We start from the raw sequence: 18,303 nt of genomic DNA, 5'->3' as shown, positions 1-18,303 counted from the left end.
GCAAAACGGCTATACTCTGCGCCCGTTGGCCAAATTTAAGACGATCGGTAGTAACTCCATGTTGAAATGGCTTGTGCGCCTGATGTTTGTCGGGTTGATCTGTGCTGCGCTGGGCGCCGCCGGACTGCTCGGTATCTACTTCTATATCAAACCCCAGTTGCCTGACGTCAGCTCCCTCAAAGACGTCAAGCTGGCAACCCCGATGCGGGTTTACAGCCGCGATGGTGAACTGATCTCCCAGTACGGTGAAGTGCGCCGTATCCCCCTGAAGATGGCCGAAATTCCCCATCAGATGGTAGATGCCGTGCTGGCCACCGAAGATGCCCGGTTCTATGAACATCCCGGGATCGACCCCATCGGCATTTTGCGGGCGGCACTGGCCGTGGCCGCGTCGGGACACGCCAGCCAGGGGGCGAGTACCATCACCCAGCAGGTGGCTCGTAACTTCTTCCTCTCCAACGAGAAAACCATTGTCCGCAAGGTCAAGGAGATCTTCCTGGCTTGGCGCATCGAGCAGAACCTGACCAAGGATGAGATCCTCGAGCTCTACCTCAATAAGATCCCGCTCGGCTATCGCGCCTACGGCGTCGGTGCCGCCGCTCAGGTCTACTTCGGCAAGAATGTCAGCGAGCTGACCCTCGACGAGATCGCCATCATCGCCGGCCTGCCCAAGGCCCCCTCCATGCTCAACCCGATCCGCTCCCCCCAGCGCGCCTTCGACCGTCGTAATGTGGTGCTCGGCCGCATGCTGGAGACCGGCAAGATCACGCAAGCTCAGTTTGACGAGTTTTCCAAGAAGCCGGTGGTGGCCCGCTACCACGGTGCCGAGCTGACCCTCTACGCCCCTTACCTGGGGGAGATGGTGCGCCAGAAGATGGTGGATCTCTACGGAGAAGACGCCTATACCATGGGGCTGCACGTCTACACCACGGTTGACTCAAAGCGCCAGAAGGCTGCCCGTGATGCGCTGCTCAAGGGGCTCATCGACTACGACATGCGCCACGGCTATCGCGGTACCGAGAAGCAGCTCTGGCAACGCGGCGAGAAGGCGTGGGAATACCCGCAAATTGTCGAATACCTGGCCAAGCAGCCGAGCTACAACCCCCTCATCCCGGCCGTGGTGACCGAAGTGGCCGACCGCTCCGCCCAAGTCATTCTCAAAGATGGCAAGCAGGGGGAGCTGGACTGGAATGCCATCAAGTGGGCCCGCCCCTTCATCACCGACTCACGCATGGGCCCCGCCCCGCGTGGCGCTCGTGACGTGCTGAAAGTCGGCACCCAAGTCTGGGTTCGCCCGGAAGGGGAACGCCTGATGCTAGGCCAAATTCCCGATGCCAACGCGGCCCTGGTGGCGCTCAACCCATTCGATGGCGCCGTCGAGGGGCTGGTCGGCGGCTTTAGCTTCGAGCTGTCTAAATTCAACCGGGTAGAACAGGCTCGCCGCCAGATCGGCTCCAACATCAAGCCGTTCCTCTATGCCACGGCACTGGAGCAGGGCTATACCCTGGCCTCGCTCATCAACGATGCGCCGATCAACCAGTGGGATCCCTCATCCGGCAAGGCATGGCAGCCGAAGAACTCACCCGCCGTCTACGAAGGCCCCCTCCCGCTGCGGCTGGGGCTCGCCAAGTCCAAAAACGTCATGTCGGTACGTCTGCTGCGTGCCATCGGGATTGGCACCTTCGTCAATGGCCTGGAACGTTTCGGCTTTCCGCGCAACCAGATTGCTCCCTATGAGCCGCTGGCGCTGGGCGCCGCCGAATTCACGCCTATCGAAGTCGTCAGAGGCTATGCCGCCTTTGCCAATGGGGGCCGTCTGGTGACGCCCTATTTCATCGGCAAGGTCGTGGATAACACGGGCAATGTCTTGTTCGAAAATACACCGATGGTCGCCTGCGCCCTGGAGTGCGGCCCATCCTCCGCCACCTATGCGGCCAGCGCCTCGGATGCCACGCAAAGCGATGAAGCGCCCGCAGCCACTCAATGTGCGTCGACGCAGAGCACGACCTGTGCACCTCAGGCCATCAGCCCGGAGAGTGCCTTCCTGATCGCCGATACCCTCAAGACCGCGATCTGGGGGGGCAATGGCTGGCGTGGCACCGGCTGGCGAGCCGCTGCCGAGCTCAAACGCCATGACATCGCGGGCAAGACAGGTACCACCAACGAGGCTCGTGACCTCTGGTTCTCTGGCTTTACCCCGGATCTGGTGGCCACCGCCTGGATTGGCTTTGATAACCACCAGCGCTCCCTCGGGGCCGGTGCGTTCGGCGCCAACACGGCGCAGCCTATCTGGATCGACTTCATGAAGGTGGCATTGCAAGGATTGCCCGAGCGGGCAACCCCGAAGCCGAGCAGCATCATCTCGGCTCAGGTCGACAATAACACCGGCCTGCTCAGCTATGGTGGCGGTGGCAGCAGCCACAGCGAGTACTTCAAGCAGGGCACCGAGCCGACCCGCTATGCGGCGCCGGTGGGGGGCAACGATCCCTTCAGCGGAGGAAGCGACGGAGGCGGAGAGAGCATCTCCACCGACGATCTGTTCTAAAAAAACTGGCGGGTTATCCCGCCAGTTTTTTTTCCATCAGCGCCCGGATCCGCTCGGCCAGCTCGTTGAAGCAGGGGCGCCGCACCGAGTGACGGCGATAGAGCAGCGAGATGGTTCGGCCCGGTGCCGGCTCCACCACAGGGCGATAACTGACCCCCCCCTCCTCCGGCCCCGGCACCGCCAGCTGCGGGATCAGGGTCATGCCGTTACCGGCCGCCACCATGTTGCGCAGGGTCTCGAGACTGGTGCCCTTAAAGCGCTGATCCTCCCCCACCCCGGCCGCGAAGCAAAAGCCCAGCGCCTGCTCACGCAAACAGTGACCATCCGCCAGCATCAGCAGCCGCTTGCCCTTGAGATGATGAAACGGTACCTGGGCCACATTCGCCTCTGGGTGCCAAGAGGGCACCGCCAGCCACATGGGCTCCTGATAGAGCGGCAACGAGCCGAACCCCTCCATCCCCTCCAGCTCGGCCAGGATCAGGCAGTCCAGTTCCCCCTCATCGAGCTTCTTGAGTAGCACCTGTGTCTGCTCCTCGTAGAGGTAAAACTCGAGCTTAGGAAAGTGAGCACGCAGATCCTGGATGATGTGGGGCAACAGATAGGGGCCAACAGTCGGGATGAGGCCGATGTGGATCTCCCCCGACATGGGCTCGGCAAAACTCTGGCCAATGACCTTGAGCTCGCGCACCTCCTTGAGTACCCGGCGCGCCTGCTGGGCCATGGCCTCTCCGGCCGGTGTGAAGAGCACCTTACGCGAGGTGCGCTCGATGAGGATCACCCCCAGCTCGTCCTCCAGCTTGCGCAACTGGCCACTCAGGGTCGGCTGGCTGACAAAGCAGCGCTCGGCCGCCTTGCGAAAGTGTTTCTCCTCCTCCAGCGCCACCAGATATTCGAGATCGCGCAGATTCATGGGCTCGGCTCCTCTTTACTGCGGGAATGGCAGGATGCCGGATCGACACGATCGGCTCAAGCCACTGAATGAGAACAAAAAAGCCCCGGCGAACCGGGGCTTTGGCTGATCTCCCTAGACGGGAAGAGCAGAGATTACTTCTGCGGACGCAGGGCCGGGAACAGGATCACGTCGCGAATGGTGTGGCTGTTGGTAAACAGCATCACCAGACGGTCGATACCGATCCCCTGACCGGCGGTCGGCGGCAGACCATGTTCCAGCGCGGTCACGAAGTCGGCGTCATAGAACATGGCTTCGTCATCGCCTGCGGCCTTCTGGTCAACCTGGGCCTGGAAGCGCTCGGCCTGATCTTCGGCATCGTTGAGCTCAGAGAAGCCGTTGGCCAGCTCGCGGCCGCCGATGAAGAACTCGAAGCGGTCGGTCACATCCGGGTTCTGGTCGTTGCGACGGGCCAGCGGAGAGACGGCCGCCGGGTACTCGGTGATGAAGGTCGGTTGCAGCAGCATGTGCTCCACGGTCTCTTCGAAGATCGCGGTGATCACGTGGCCCAGCTCCCAGCTCTTCATCAGCTCGATCTTCAGGCCCTTGGCAACGGCGGTGGCCTTCTCCAGGGTCGCCAGATCGTCACGGGTCACATCCGGGTTGTACTTGAGGATGGAGTCCACCATGGAGAGGCGCTGGAACGGCTGACCGAAATCGATGGTCAGACCCTCTTCGCCCTCTTTGGCGTAACGGATCTTGGTGTCGCCCAGGATGTCCTGCGCCAAGGTGCGCAGCATCTCTTCGGTGAGATCCATCAGATCGATGTAGTCGGCGTAGGCCATGTAGAACTCGAGCATGGTGAACTCGGGGTTATGGCGAACGGAGATGCCTTCGTTACGGAAGTTACGGTTGATCTCATAGACACGCTCAAAACCACCGACCACCAGACGCTTCAGATAGAGCTCAGGGGCGATACGCAGGTACATGTCGATGTCCAGCGCATTGTGGTGGGTGATGAAGGGGCGAGCAGAGGCGCCACCCGGGATGACCTGCATCATGGGGGTTTCCACTTCCATGAAGCGCTTGTCGTTCAGGAACTTACGGATACCAGCCACCACCTTAGTGCGGGTCACGAAGGTCTTGCGGGACTCTTCGTTGGCGATCAGATCCAGGTAACGCTGACGGCAGCGGGCTTCCTGGTCAGTCAGCCCCTTGTGCTTCTCGGGCAGCGGACGCAGGGCCTTGGTCAGCAGGCGGATGGTGGAGACATGCACCGAGAGTTCACCGGTCTTGGTCTTGAACACGGTCCCTTCAACACCGACGATGTCACCCAGATCCCACTTCTTGAACTGCTCGTTGTAGAAGCCTTCCGGCAGGTCGTCACGGGTCACGTAGACCTGGATCTTGCCAGCCATGTCCTGCAGGGTGGCAAACGCCGCCTTGCCCATGATACGGCGAGTCATGATACGACCAGCGATGCTCACCCGTTTACCCAGGGCAGCCAGCTCCTCCTCCGATTTATCGCCAAACTCGGCGTGCAGGTCGCCGGAGAGGCTGTCACGACGGAAGTCGTTGGGGAAGGGATTGCCCTGCGCACGCAGGGCGGCCAGCTTGGAGCGACGCTCTGCCATCTCGTTATTGAGTTCTTGGCCGAGTTCTACTTCCGGAGTCATGGTTTGTTCAGACATGGTGATTCCTGCTTACTTCGTTTTACAGGCCTGATTTCAGGCTGGCTTCGATAAACTTGTCCAGATCCCCGTCGAGCACCGATTGAGTGTTGCGGGTTTCGATACCGGTGCGCAGATCCTTGATACGCGCATCATCGAGCACGTAGGAGCGGATCTGGCTGCCCCAGCCGATGTCAGACTTGGAGTCTTCCAGGGCTTGCTTCTCGGCATTCTGCTTTTGAAGCTCAAACTCATAGAGCTTGGCCTTCAGCTGCTTCATGCACTGATCCTTGTTCTTATGCTGGGAACGGTCGTTCTGGCACTGTACCACGATGTTGGTCGGGATGTGGGTAATACGCACCGCAGATTCGGTCCGGTTAACGTGCTGACCACCGGCGCCGGAGGCGCGGTAAACGTCGATACGCAGATCGGCCGGGTTGATCTCGATATCGATATCGTCGTCGACTTCTGGGTAGACGAACACAGAGCAGAACGAGGTGTGGCGGCGACCGCCTGAGTCGAACGGCGACTTACGTACCAGACGGTGCACACCGGTCTCGGTACGCAGCCAGCCATAGGCATACTCACCGCTGAACTTGATGGTGGCAGACTTGATACCGGCCACTTCCCCCTCGGAGCACTCGATAAGCTCAGGCTTAAAGCCGTGATCCTCACCCCAGCGCAGGTACATGCGCAGCACCATGTTGGCCCAGTCCTGGGCTTCGGTACCACCGGAGCCGGACTGAATGTCCAGATAGCTGTCGGAGGCATCGTTGGGGCCGGAGAACATGCGACGAAACTCCAGCTCGGCCAGCTTGGTCTCAAGCTGGTCGGCCTCCGCCACCGCCTCGTTGAAGGTCTCTTCGTCCTCACCCTCGACGGCCAGCTCGACCAGCATGGAGACATCGTCCGCCCCCTGGGTCAGGGCATCGATGGTCTCGACCACGGTCTCTAAGCTGACGCGCTCTTTACCCAGCGCCTGTGCACGCTCGGGCTCATTCCAAACATCCGGCTGCTCCAGCTCGGCATTAACCTCTTCTAGACGCTCTTTCTTGGCATCATAGTCAAAGGTACCCCCTAAGGAGCGCTGTCCGCTCAGACAGCTCCTTAAGCTTGTTCAATACGGGATTGACTTCAAACATCGTAAATTTCTCGGGTTCGAGGTGCGTAGAAAGCTGGATATTCTAGCGAAATGCGGAAGGAATAAACAGGGCTGAGGCGCGCCCGGCCAGCCTAAAAACCATTTTTATCCGTAAACCCCTGTGACCCCCTCACGTGATGAATCGACTCACTTTTTAGTTCAGCTTTTCCATTTGTAGCCGTTATATTCCCGTGGGCGGTAATCCGCCCCCTGCCCCCATTCTGGATGGAAAACTAGAAGACGCCCGCTATGAACAATCTCTCACTCAAGCAGAAGATACTGTTATCCGTGGTTCTGGCCCTCTCGCTGGTCATCACCCTGCTCTCCTGGCGCAGCTACTCGGGCCAGAAGGCCATGTTGCAACAGGACGGTCAGGAGCAGGCACAGCGCCTCGGGGCCCAACAAGCCGAACGCATCAGCGACTGGCTGGCCGATCGTCAAGACGTGATCAAGGCGCTGGCCAGCAAGGCGTCTTCCGAGCCGCTCAACGCCCTGCAGCAGGCTCAGCTCTCCGGCCGTTTCCAGCTCACCTACTTCGGTGAGGCGAGCGGCAAGATGAACGACTCCGACCCCTCCATCGATCGCAGCGGATACGATCCGCGCACCCGTGGCTAGTATCAGGAGGCCATGACCAAGGGCACCCAGATCCTGACCAAGCCTTACCTCGACGTGGCCTACAACGTTCTGGTCGTCACCTTGGCGCAGCCGGCACAAGGTGGCGTGGTGGGGGGCGATCTCTCCATCACCTCCCTGGTGGAGGATGTCAACAAGATGACCCTGCCTGCCGACGGTTTCGCCATCCTGATGCACAAGGACGGCACCGTCATCGCCTACAAGGACGCCAGCAAGGCGATGAAGCCGGTCAGCGAGATCGACAACGATCTGAACCGAGCCTTCATCGAGCGCACCAAGCAGGGCCAAACCCTGCAACAGGTCTACTTCGACGGCGAAGGGCGTGACAAGCTGATGTGGGCGGTCGATGTCCCCGATACCGACTGGGAACTGGTGCTGGTGCTGGACAAGGCGACCCTGGAGGCGCCCCTCTCTACCCTGCTGATGAGCCAGCTCGGCCTGGCACTGGTGGTGCTGGTCGGCAGCATCCTCGCCATCTCCTGGCTGGTCGGCGTGCTACTCGGCCCGCTGAGCAAGGTCTCCCAGGCCCTGGCCCGCATCGCCGACGGTAACGGCGATCTGACTCAGCGCATTCAGATCGATGCCCGCGACGAGGTCGGCCAACTGGCACAGAACTTCAACCGCTTCGTCGGCAGCCAGCACCAACTCATCTCCCACATCCGCAACCTGGCCAATGAGTTGGGCAACGATGCCGAGCGCAGTCTGATCACCACCCAGGAGTCCGTCAGCGAGCTGCAACGTCAGCAACAGGAGGTGACCATGGTCGCCACCGCGGTCACCGAGATGGCGAGCGCCACGCAGGAGATCGCGGGTAACGCCGAAAACACCGCCGCCGCGGCCCAGCAATCGGCCCAGAGCAGCGAGCAGGGCCGGCATCTGGTGCACCAGACCCGCCAGTCGATCAACAACCTGGCCAACGAGGTCGGCCAGGCCACCGAGGTGATCGGCGAGCTGAGTCGCCACGCCCAGGCCATCTCGGGCATCCTCTCCACCATCCAGGGGATCGCCGAGCAGACCAACCTGCTGGCCCTCAACGCCGCCATTGAGGCGGCCCGCGCCGGCGAGCAGGGCCGCGGCTTTGCCGTGGTGGCCGACGAGGTCAGGGTGCTCTCCAAGCGCACCCAGGACTCCACGCTGGAGATCCACGCCACCATCGAGACCCTGCAACAGACCACCAACCGCGCCGTCAGCCTGATGCAGACCAGTCAGGCACTGGCCGACAACAGCGTGCAGGATGCCGATGCCGCCGCCAAGGCGCTGGAGGAGATCACCCAGGCGGTCAGCCTCATCTCCGACATGGCGGGCCAGATCGCCACCGCCGCCGAGGAGCAGACCCAGGTGACCGGTGAGATCACCCAGAACACCACCGCCATCAAGGATGTGACCGACGACATCACCGCCTCGGCGATGCGCGATCTGGATCAGGCGCAGGCCCTCAAGCAGCGGGCCGGCGACCTCAACCAGCAGGTGGCCACCTTCATCCTTTAACCTGCCCTCTGGCAGCAAAAAGCCCGGCATCATGCCGGGCTTTTTTTATCCTGCGTCGGCACTCACAGCGCCTCGAGGTGCTCTACCAGCAATTGCAGGTTACGACTGCCGCGCCACTCATTGATGTCGAGGCGATAGACCAGCCGCACCCTTTTCACCGAGGCATCGGGCCAGCGCCGCAGATCCACCCCGAAGGCGATGGCATCCAGAGCAAGACCCGCCTCGGTGGTGAGCATCAGCTTGAGGTGCTTCTCCCCCACCAGACGCTGTTGCACCAGCGCGAATTCACCGTCAAACAGGGGCTCGGGGAAGGCCTGCCCCCAGGGGCCAGCGGCGCGGATCAGCTCAGCCATCTCCAGGCTCAACTCCTCGTCCAGCAGCGACCCATCGGTGAGCAGTTCGCCGGTGAGCAGCTCAGGGGTCACCAGCTCGGCGATGACCGCCTCGAAGGCGCTGCGAAACGCCTCGATACGATCCTTGGGCAGGGTCAGCCCCGCCGCCATGGCATGACCACCGAACTTGCTGATGATGCCGGGGTGACGGGTATCGAGCAGCTCGAGGGCATCACGCAGGTGTACCCCGGGAATGGAGCGCCCAGAGCCCTTGAGTTCATGCTCACCGCTCTCGGCAAAGGCGATCACCGGACGGTAGTACTTCTCCTTAACCTTGGAGGCCACCAGCCCCACCACCCCCTGATGCCAGTCGTTGCGGTGCAGGACGATGCCCGAGGGCACCTCCCCTTCCCGAAAACGCAGCTGCTCCAAGGTGGCGAGCGCCTCCTGCTGCATCCCCTGCTCAATCTCCTTGCGCTCCTGATTGAGGCCATCCATCTCGGCGGCCAGTTGCCGTGCTAGGTTGATGTCGTCGCACAGGAGGCAGGCCACCCCGAGCGACATGTCATCAAGCCGGCCCACCGCATTGAGGCGCGGGCCGAGGGCGAAACCGAGATCGGCCGCAGTGAGGCGACGCGCTTCACGGCGCGATACATCGATGAGGGCCTGAATACCGGGACGGCAGCGGCCAGCACGAATGCGCTGCAACCCCTGATGCACCAGGATGCGGTTGTTGCCATCCAGCGCCACCACATCGGCCACGGTACCGAGCGCCACCAGATCCAGATAGTCGGCCACGTTGGGAGCACGCACTCCGCGCGCCTCGAACCAGCCGCTCTGTTTGAGACGGGTGTTGAGCGCCGCCATCAGGTAGAACGCGACGCCGACCCCGGCCAGGGATTTCGAACCAAAACCACAACCATGCTGGTTCGGGTTGACGATGGCGTCGGCCGCCGGCAGCTCATGACCCGGCAGGTGGTGATCCGTCACCAGCACCTGCATGCCAGCCGCCTTGGCCGCCGCCACACCGGCCAGGCTCGAGATGCCGTTATCCACGGTGACAAGCAGTTCGGCACCACGCGCCTCGGCCAGCTCGACAATCTCGGGGGTGAGACCATAGCCATATTCGAAGCGGTTCGGCACCAGGAAGTCCACATGCAGGGCTCCCATGGCGCGCAATGCCAGCACACACAGGGCCGAGCTGGTCGCCCCATCACAATCAAAGTCACCGACGATGAGGATGCGCCGCTCGGCGCGCAGCGCCTCCTCAAGCAGCGCCACCGCCGGCGCCATCCCCATCAGCTCGTGCGGGGGCAGCAAGGAGGCGGCGGAGCGTTCCAGCAAAACAGGGTCATCCACGCCACGGCTGGCGAGGATCTGGCGAAGCAGGGGGGGCAGGGTTGCAGGCAGATGCGAGTCATCTACCTTAGGTCGGCGACGGATAAGCAGAGTCATGGGGCGTTTAGAGATGTTCCAACAGTTTGAGCAGCTGCTTCGGTGACTGATAGCCGCTCACCATGTCCCCATTGGGCAGGATCCAGGTAGGAGAGCGGTGCACGCCGAGCTGGCTGGCAAGAATGGTCTGTTGCTCGAGGATCGCATCACAGCCCTCTTCTGGCAAATCTAAATCGAGATGCTCCGGCATCTCGTGGCACCAGTGATGACGCAGTCGATCGGCACTGAGTTGCGGCCGCGGCACGGGCAACAGGTTGATGCTGACCCCAGCATTTTGCAACGCCTTGAGATCTCGCCGGAACGTGATGCACTCCTGGCAGGAGAGATCGGTAAACAGCTGCAACTCATGGCGCGCCGAAGGGGCTCGCACATAAAGACTGTGCGTGGGCGTTTGGGAAAGCTGCTTCAAGCGAAACGTCTGTTGCTGTTGCAAGGTCAAATTAACGATGCCACTGCGCAAATCAAACAAGGTGCCCAGCAAGGCATAGTCGCCTCGCTCGTCGCTGTAGAAAACGCCTCCCGACGTATCAAGCCGGTAAAGACCAGGCACGGATGAAGGCTCGATGGCCACGATCTCAATCCCAAGGCGCTCACTAATACGTTGCAGCATCTGTTGTTCGTTCGGATGGGATGAGCTGGCCTGCGCCACCAGCGCCATGGTCAAAGAAACAACAAAGAGAAAAAGTCGCACCACCATCGATTCCGCACTCCAACACCAAACCGGCAAACTATGAACAAGACCGTCATTATCAATACCGTTGCTGACTGAATCCTGTTCCATCGCACAAAGTGCCACACCCGTATGACAAAGACTGTCGAGCGAAGAGAAGGGCTCCCCCTAGGCAAGCTCACCCTTTCATGTGAGACTGTCACCGTTTCCATCACCATACCCGGAGGGATCCCTCAATGAGCCTGTTACAAGAGTTCAAAGCGTTTGCCGCGCGTGGCAATGTCATCGACATGGCCGTCGGTATCATCATCGGCGCCGCCTTCGGCAAGATCGTCTCCTCCTTCGTGGGTGACGTCATCATGCCGCCGATCGGCCTCATCCTGGGCGGCGTGGATTTCAGCGATCTCGCGGTGACCCTGAAGGCGGCAGAGGGCAGCACCCCGGCCGTCGTCATCGCCTATGGCAAGTTCATCCAGACCATCATCGACTTCCTCATCATCGCTTTCGCCATCTTCATGGGGCTCAAGGCCATCAACAGCCTGAAGCGCAAGGAAGAAGAGGCGGCCGCCGCCGCACCGGCTCCCACCAAGGAGCAAGAGCTGCTCGGTGAAATTCGCGACCTGCTCAAGTCCCAGCAGCAAAAATAAGTCGGAGTTCCGACATAAAAAAACCGCCGTGAGGCGGTTTTTTTATGTCAGGCGCGCGGATGGTGCTCCCCATGCAGCGCCTTGAGCCGCTCGCCGGCCACGTGGGTATAGATCTGGGTGGTGGAGAGATCCGAGTGGCCGAGCAGCATCTGCACCACCCGCAGATCCGCCCCATGATTGAGCAGATGGGTGGCAAAAGCATGGCGCAGGGTATGCGGAGAGAGCTCCCCCGCAATTCCGGCCCGGATGGCGTAGAGCTTGATGCGGTGCCAGAAGGTCTGGCGCGTCATCATCCGCCCGCGCTTGGAAGGAAACACCACATCGCAGCTCCCCTCAGGGATAAGCAGTGGCCGCGCCTCCCGGTAGTAACGGGTGAGCCAGTGCATCGCCTCTTCCCCCATCGGCACCAGCCGCTCCTTGTTCCCCTTGCCCACTACCCGCACCAGCCCTTGGCGCAGGCTGACATGCTCGGCGCACAGCCCCACCAGCTCGGAGACCCGCAGCCCGGTGGCATAGAGCAGCTCCAGCATCGCCTTGTCGCGCAACTCCACCGGATCGTCGTGACCGGGCGCGGCCAGCAGGGCGCTCACCTCGGCCTCGGAGAGATCACCCGGCAGGGGTTTGGGCAGTTTCGGGCCCTCCAGCAGCACGGTCGGGTCGTCGGCACGCAGCTTCTCCCGGTTAAGGTACTGATAAAAGCGGCGCAAGGCGCTTAAGAAACGGGCGGTAGAGGTGGCGGCAAACCCTTGGTCGATGCGCCAGGCCAAGTAGTGCTGCAGGGTATCGAGATCGGCCAGCAGCACCGAGCTCCCCTGCCCGTCGAGCCAGGCAGAAAACTTCTCGAGATCGGTGCGATACGAGGCGATGGTGTTGTCGGAAAGGCCGCGCTCCAACCAGAGCGCGTCGAGAAATTGCTGGATCAGGGGCTGACTCATGGGCACTCCACGCTTTGCTTGTGGCCATTGTAACCGAGCCTGCATGGCACGGCGCGTTTTGTTAAGATGAGGCCATGTTCACCACGCTGACACCACGATGAAGATAGGTCTGTTTTACGGCTCCACCACCTGCTACACCGAAATGGTCGCCGAGAAGATCCGCGAGCTGATCGGCCCTGAGCTGGTTGATATTCACAACATCAAGGACGTCCCACTGGCCCGGATGCAGGAGTACGAGGTGCTGATCCTCGGCATCTCCACCTGGGATTTTGGCGAGCTGCAAGAAGACTGGGAGTCGAGCTGGGACGAGGTCAGCCACCTGCCGCTTGAGGGCCAGATCATCGCCCTGTTCGGTCTTGGCGATCAGCTCGGTTACGGCGAGTGGTTCCAAGATGCCCTCGGCATGTTGCACGACGCCCTCATCGGCAAGCCGGTCACCCTGGTCGGTTACTGGCCCAATCAAGGCTATGAGTTCGACGCCTCCAAGGCCCTCATCGACGATGGTCGTCACTTTGTCGGGCTGGCGCTCGACGAGGCCAACCAGTACGACCAGACCGACGATCGCATCAGCCAGTGGGTCGAGCAGATCCTGAGCGAAATCCACAGCCTGATCTAATCCTGCCGGGCGCAATTTATGGCGCCAAATATCCCAATGGGCATCACATAGTGATGCCCATTGCTGACAGCGCGATGTAACTCTGCCACTCTTTTCCTTGGCCTTCTCACTCGTTTTCATCACAGGAGGGCCGAAAGCCAATGGACGAGACATCCAACAAGGAGTTTTCATGAATCACCCCCTACTGCTCGACAGTGAGGTGGCCGGAGCCGTGCTCGATCACGCTCTCGCCCTCGGTGCCGACTTTGCCGAGCTGTTTATTGAACGGCGCCGGCGCAGCCAGATCAGCCTGCTTTCGAGCCAGATCGAGAGCATCAGCGGTGGCCTCGATTTCGGCATCGGCATCCGCCTCTGCTACGGCCACAAGGTGCTCTACGGCTACACCAACAGCCGAGAACGCGCAGAACTGCTGCGGATCGTGACCCTGCTGGCCGCCAAGGATCGCCGCGATCCGCTCACCACCCGCACCGCATTTAACTTCCTCACTCACGCCGATCACCACCCGGTGCGCCAGCCCCTCGAGCGCGACCGCATGCTGGAGGCCAAGATCGCCTACCTGCACACCCTGGATCGGGTTGCCCGCGCCGAGAGCCCGCTGATCAGCCAGTTCAGCGGCAGCGCCCTCGGCTGGGAGCAGGAGGTGAGCCTCTTCAACAGCGAGGGGCTGCAAATGAGCGATCGCCGCCACTACAACCGCCTCAGCGCTCAGGCCATCGCCAGCAAGGGGGGCGAACAGAGCACCGGCAGCGACTCACCGGGCGCCCTGATGGGCTGGGAGCACAGCGCACTCATCGACCCGCAGCAGTTGGCCCAGGGCGCCGCCCGCCAGGCGCTGATCAAGCTCGGCGCCAGCCCTTGCCCCTCCGGCAAGCTGCCGGTCATCATGGACAACGGCTTTGGTGGCGTCATCTTCCATGAAGCGTGCGGCCACCTGCTCGAAACCACCTCGGTGGCCAAGCAGGCGTCGGTGTTCCACGACAAGATGGGCGAGCTTATCGCCAACCCTGTGGTCAGCGCCGTCGATGAAGGGGTGACACCCCATGCCTGGGGCTCGCTCAACGTCGATGACGAGGGCATGGCCACCCAGCGCACCCAGCTCATCAAGGAGGGCGTGCTGACCGGTTTCCTGGCCGACCGCATGGGGGCGCTCAAGACCGGCTATCCCCGCACCGGCTCGGGGCGGCGCGAATCCTACAAGTTCGCCCCCGCCTCGCGCATGCGCAACACCTATATCGAGGCCGGCCCGCACAGTCTGGACGACATGCTGGCCACGGTGGAGTACGGCATCTACGCCAAGAAGATGGGGGGCGGCTCGGTGCAGCCGGGCACGGGCGAGTTCAACTTCAACGTGCAAGAGGCCTACCTCATCGAGCAGGGCAAGGTCACCCGGCCGCTCAAGTCAGCCACCCTGATCGGCACAGGGCCGCAGGTGCTCAAGGAGATCTCCATGGTCGGCAACAACCTGGCGCTGGCCGCCGGCATGTGTGGCTCGGTGTCGGGCTCGGTTCCCGCCTCGGTGGGGCAACCGGCCATCAAGGTCGATAGCATTCTGGTCGGAGGGAACGGCTGATGAGCGAGATGAAACAACGACTCGGGCGCCTGCTCGAACAGGTAACGGCGCTCGGTGCCGAAGCGGATCTCATCGCCAGCCGGGAGCAGAGCTTCTCGCTCAAGGCGGATCAGGGCGAGCTGTCGGAGTACAAGGTGACCGGCAGCCAGCAGATCGGTATCCGCCTCATCAAGGAGGGGCGGGTCGGCATCGCCTACTCGGAGGCCCTCGATGAACCAGCGCTGGCCGCCATGCTGCAAGACGCCCTCGATGCCAGCCGCTTCGCCAAGGAGGACCCGGATCAGCGCATCAGCGTCGCCGACAGCCACCTTGAGACGCAGGACTCGGCCATCGTTCAACCGGATGAGACCCCTGTGGACGAGAAGATCGCCCTTGCCCTGCGCCTCGAGGGAGAGATGCTCAAACGCGAAGGCGTGAAGGGGGCCCCCTACAACGCCTACTACGAGTCGCGCAGCGAACTGTGGCTGGCCAACAGCCAGGGCACCCTGTGCCACCACAGTGAAGCGAGCGTCGGCGGCTACACCACCGCCCTCATCGAGCGCGATGGTCGCCAGTCGATGTTCTATCAGGGCGTAAACGAGCGCCGCTTTAGCGATCTGGCCATCGCGCCGCTGCTCGATGAGGTGTATGGCACCGCCCTGGCGCTGCTGGACGGCGCACCGGTGACCACCGGTCACTACGATGCGCTGCTCTCGCCTAACGCCCTGAGCGCTCTGTTCGGCTGCTTTGCCGCCGCCCTTTCGGGCAAGTGGGCGCAACAGGGGATCAACCCCTGGCGCGATAAACTCGGCCAGAGCGTGGCCAGCCCGCTGCTCACCCTGGAGAGCCGCGCCCATATGCCCGGCGGCATGAGGATCCGCGCCTTCGACGGCGAAGGGGCGGCCACCACCGATCTGCCATTGATCGAGACCGGTAACCTCAACACCCTGCTGCACAACAGCGCCACCGCCCGCCATTTCGGTGTGGCGGCCAACGGCTGCGCCGCCCGTGGAGCCCGCTCCAGCCTGGATGTGGCCCCGCGCCATCTGGTGCTGGGATGCGGCCCGCACACCGATAGCGACGTCAAGAGCGGCCGCTACCTTGAGCTGGTCAAACTCGACGGTCTGCACTCGGGGGCTGACGCGGTGAGCGGCGACTTCTCGTTCGGCGCCTCGGGGTTCCTGTGCCAGGATGGTGAACGCATCCAGCCAGTGCGCGGCATCACGGTGGCCGGCAACTTCTATCGCCTGCTCAAGGAGGTGCTCGCGGTCGGCCAGCACCTTCGCCACGACGACGGCAAGGGCTTCTATGCCCCCCTGATCCGCTTTGCCGGTCTCAGCGTTGCTGGCAACTAGATGGCACTCATACCAATGCAAAAGGCGACCCTCTGGGTCGCCTTTTTTATGCCGGTTCCCTTACGGGTTGAGGCGGGTCGGCAGGCCGGTGCGCTGCTCCAGCGCCTGCTTCACCAGCTGGGAGTCGTTCTCCGCGTTGGCAATGAAGCGGGTCAGGGTCTGGCTCATCGGCAACGGCGCCTGAACACTGGAGTTGAACTCGGCTTCAGTGCGCGACAGCGGTTGATGCACCTCGATGTAACGCGCGCCATCGGGCTCCACGCTGAACTTGACCGGGCGGTTGACGAACTCGACCCGGGTGCCCACCGGCACTTGATCGAAGAGATACTCGATATCTTCATTACGCAGGCGCACACAGCCGCTGCTCACCCGCAGGCCGATGCCGAAGCTGGCATTGGTGCCGTGAATGGCATAGAGCTTGCCGATGTAGAGAGCAAACAGGCCCATGGGGTTGTCCGGGCCGGCCGGCCAGACCGCAGGCAGGGTCTTGCCCTGAGCGGCATAACGGCGGCGGATATTCTCAGTCGGTGTCCAGGTCGGGTTGGCGCGCTTGCGCTGCACCGAGGTGACCCAGTTCTCCGGGGTGTCTGCACCAAGCTGGCCGATGCCGATCGGCAATACGTGCACCACCTTCTTCCCCTTGGGGAAGTAGTAGAGGCGCATCTCGGCCACGTTGATGACGATCCCCTGGTGCACCGTATCCGGCAGGATCAGCTGGTGCGGGATAATAAGGGTGCTGCCGGCCTTGGGCAGGAAGGGGTCGACGCCAGGGTTGGCCTCGATGAGGTTGGTCAGGCCTAGCTGGAATTCAGCGGCGATCTGCTCGAGGGAGCGACCGTCATCGGGCACCACATACTCGAGATTTTTACCGATCACGCGGCTGCCGGCGGCAGGCATGGCATATTCGACGGCGGTGGCCGGCATGCTGGTCAGCGCCAGCGCGCACAGCAGACCCGTTGCAAGCGAACGAAGGGTATTCATCACTATCCTGTTGACTCCATGACAAGGGGATCCTCCTGTTGTCACCATCCGGGCGACAGTTAAGAGGCTTCAGGCTGCGCATTCTTCCGTGTGTCGGATAAAAATTCAACGTTGGCGGAATCTTTGGGGCCATTTTTCCCCATTCCGGCTGCATGTGAGATGAATATCTGCCGGCGAAACACGCCACGGGCTGGTGCAGTCAGCCACCCCGGTGTTTTTTCATCGATTTCAGTGATCACCCGTTGAAATTTTGTCCGCTACAGGAAAGAATGCCGGGCCCGGTCTGACCGCATCCAATCCCGCGGGGAGAAGGCAGCGACCGAGTCTTAAGCCCTTTCACATTGCTACAGGTTCACGTATGAAGATCCACCGCCTCGCCACCGCCTCGCTGCTGGGTGGCCTTGCGCTTGCCTCTCTCTCGGCTCAGGCCATCGAATATCCACTGCCCCCCACCGGCAGCCGTCTCATCGGCGACAACCAGGAATATGTGGTGCCCGATGATGGCCGCGCCCTGGAGGCCATCGCGGCCGAAAATCAGTTGGGGCTCACCAACCTGATGGAAGCCAATCCCGGCGTCGATCCCTTCCTGCCCAAGGCCGGCAGCAAACTGGTGATCCCGCACCAGTTGATCCTGCCCGATGCCCCCCGTGACGGTATCGTCATCAACGTGGCCGAGATGCGCCTCTACTACTACCCGAAAGGGAATAAGGTGGTCGAGGTGCTGCCGATTGGTATCGGCCAGCTCGGTACCGATACCCCGGAGAACTGGGTCACCAAGATAGAGCGCAAGAAGGAGGGGCCGACCTGGACCCCGACCGCCAAGATGCACGCCGAGTACGCTGCCCGTGGCGAGCCGCTGCCCGCCGTCTGGCCGGCCGGCCCGGACAACCCCATGGGCCTATTTGCCCTCTATATCGGCCGCATGTATGCCATCCACGGCACCAACGCCAAGTTCGGTATCGGTCTGCGCGTCAGCCATGGCTGCGTACGCCTGCGCAACGAAGATATCGAATACCTGTTCAAGAAGGTACCGGTGGGCACCCGTGTTCAGTTCGTCAACCAGCCGGTCAAGAGTTCGGTCGAGCCGGGCGGCGCCCGCTACCTGGAAGTGCACCAACCCCTTTCACGCAGCGAAGCCGAATTCAACTCCAGTGCCCAAGCCCCGCTGCCGATGACCCCGGCCCTGACCCGCTTCATCGCGCACAAGGAGAGCGACTCCCGCCTGATCAAGCAGGCACTGGAGCAGCGCACCGGCATCCCGACTCAGATCAACCCGGTCTGATAGCAAGACTGCTTTACAGCATGACGGCGCCTTTGGGCGCCGTTTTTTATTGTGGCGATCCAGTAAGGCAGAATGACCATAGGCGGGAATGGAAAGCAGAGCGCAGAGCGCAGAG

The 18,303-nt window shown here is 62.0% G+C and carries 13 protein-coding genes and 1 pseudogene; 7 read left to right on the top strand and 7 right to left on the bottom strand.

The genetic code is table 11. From position 1 onward, the window contains the following. The first annotated feature begins 58 nt into the window (after nucleotides 1-58). A complete protein-coding gene (locus BN1134_RS17165; protein WP_042048699.1) occupies nucleotides 59-2,545 on the top strand; it encodes a penicillin-binding protein 1A in 2,487 nt (828 codons plus the stop codon). 13 nt (nucleotides 2,546-2,558) lie between these two features. Here the strand turns inward: BN1134_RS17165 and oxyR are convergent, their stop codons facing one another. The 3 genes from oxyR to prfB form a co-directional block, all read right to left on the bottom strand. After that, nucleotides 2,559-3,455: a DNA-binding transcriptional regulator OxyR gene (oxyR, locus tag BN1134_RS17160; protein WP_042048698.1), complete on the bottom strand. Its 897-nt coding sequence runs from the start codon at nucleotides 3,453-3,455 to the stop codon at nucleotides 2,559-2,561. A 134-nt stretch (nucleotides 3,456-3,589) separates the two neighbouring features. Then, on the bottom strand, nucleotides 3,590-5,125 hold the full coding sequence (lysS, locus tag BN1134_RS17155; RefSeq protein ID WP_042048697.1) for a lysine--tRNA ligase: 1,536 nt from the start codon (nucleotides 5,123-5,125) through the stop codon (nucleotides 3,590-3,592). Between the two features lie 22 nt (nucleotides 5,126-5,147). Next, nucleotides 5,148-6,246, bottom strand: a protein-coding gene (gene prfB / locus BN1134_RS17150) for a peptide chain release factor 2 (protein WP_156991853.1) whose coding sequence is annotated in 2 segments (ribosomal slippage) — nucleotides 5,148-6,170 and nucleotides 6,172-6,246 — 1,098 coding nt in all. Because the reading frame shifts where the segments join, the coding sequence is not laid out codon by codon here. A gap of 248 nt (nucleotides 6,247-6,494) precedes the next feature. Here prfB and BN1134_RS17145 point away from each other — a divergent pair. Then, nucleotides 6,495-8,366 (top strand): annotated as a pseudogene (locus BN1134_RS17145) (methyl-accepting chemotaxis protein). Between the two features lie 62 nt (nucleotides 8,367-8,428). On the opposite strand, the gene recJ reads toward BN1134_RS17145, so the two are convergent. Together recJ and BN1134_RS17135 are read right to left on the bottom strand one after the other, a co-directional pair. Then, nucleotides 8,429-10,153, bottom strand: coding sequence for a single-stranded-DNA-specific exonuclease RecJ (gene recJ / locus BN1134_RS17140; RefSeq protein ID WP_042048695.1), 1,725 nt, complete (start codon nucleotides 10,151-10,153; stop codon nucleotides 8,429-8,431). 7 nt (nucleotides 10,154-10,160) lie between these two features. After that, entirely contained in the window at nucleotides 10,161-10,934 is a 774-nt protein-coding gene (locus BN1134_RS17135; protein ID WP_084214858.1) for a DsbC family protein, read from the bottom strand. Nucleotides 10,935-11,059: 125 nt separating this feature from the next. On the opposite strand from BN1134_RS17135, the gene mscL reads away from it, so the two are divergent. Then, complete coding sequence (gene mscL, locus BN1134_RS17130) at nucleotides 11,060-11,470, top strand: large-conductance mechanosensitive channel protein MscL (RefSeq protein WP_042048693.1); 411 nt, start codon at nucleotides 11,060-11,062, stop codon at nucleotides 11,468-11,470. A gap of 47 nt (nucleotides 11,471-11,517) precedes the next feature. On the opposite strand, the gene xerD is transcribed toward mscL, so the two are convergent. Next, nucleotides 11,518-12,405, bottom strand: coding sequence for a site-specific tyrosine recombinase XerD (gene xerD / locus BN1134_RS17125; RefSeq protein WP_042048692.1), 888 nt, complete (start codon nucleotides 12,403-12,405; stop codon nucleotides 11,518-11,520). A 97-nt stretch (nucleotides 12,406-12,502) separates the two neighbouring features. On the opposite strand from xerD, the gene fldB reads away from it, so the two are divergent. The 3 genes from fldB to BN1134_RS17110 all read left to right on the top strand — a co-directional run bounded on the left by fldB (nucleotide 12,503) and on the right by BN1134_RS17110 (nucleotide 15,925). Further along, nucleotides 12,503-13,021, top strand: coding sequence for a flavodoxin FldB (gene fldB, locus BN1134_RS17120; protein WP_042048691.1), 519 nt, complete (start codon nucleotides 12,503-12,505; stop codon nucleotides 13,019-13,021). A gap of 169 nt (nucleotides 13,022-13,190) precedes the next feature. Next, the gene (locus BN1134_RS17115) at nucleotides 13,191-14,591 is read left to right on the top strand and encodes a TldD/PmbA family protein (protein ID WP_084214857.1); all 1,401 of its coding nucleotides are present in this window, start codon (nucleotides 13,191-13,193) and stop codon (nucleotides 14,589-14,591) included. Further along, nucleotides 14,591-15,925, top strand: a complete 1,335-nt coding sequence (locus tag BN1134_RS17110; protein ID WP_042048690.1) for a TldD/PmbA family protein — start codon at nucleotides 14,591-14,593, stop codon at nucleotides 15,923-15,925. Before BN1134_RS17115 ends, BN1134_RS17110 begins: the two co-directional genes overlap by 1 nt. Nucleotides 15,926-15,985: 60 nt before the next feature. Here BN1134_RS17110 and BN1134_RS17105 read toward each other — a convergent pair whose 3' ends face one another. Next, entirely contained in the window at nucleotides 15,986-16,906 is a 921-nt protein-coding gene (locus BN1134_RS17105) for a L,D-transpeptidase family protein (protein ID WP_042048689.1), read from the bottom strand. A 358-nt stretch (nucleotides 16,907-17,264) separates the two neighbouring features. On the opposite strand from BN1134_RS17105, the gene BN1134_RS17100 reads away from it, so the two are divergent. Then, nucleotides 17,265-18,188, top strand: coding sequence for a L,D-transpeptidase family protein (locus BN1134_RS17100; RefSeq protein ID WP_042048688.1), 924 nt, complete (start codon nucleotides 17,265-17,267; stop codon nucleotides 18,186-18,188). Nucleotides 18,189-18,303: the final 115 nt, after the last annotated feature.

The organism is Aeromonas simiae (assembly GCF_000820125.1).
In the GTDB taxonomy this organism is placed as follows: Bacteria; Pseudomonadota; Gammaproteobacteria; order Enterobacterales; family Aeromonadaceae; genus Aeromonas; species Aeromonas simiae.
This window is presented reverse-complemented; position numbering and strand designations above follow the sequence as displayed.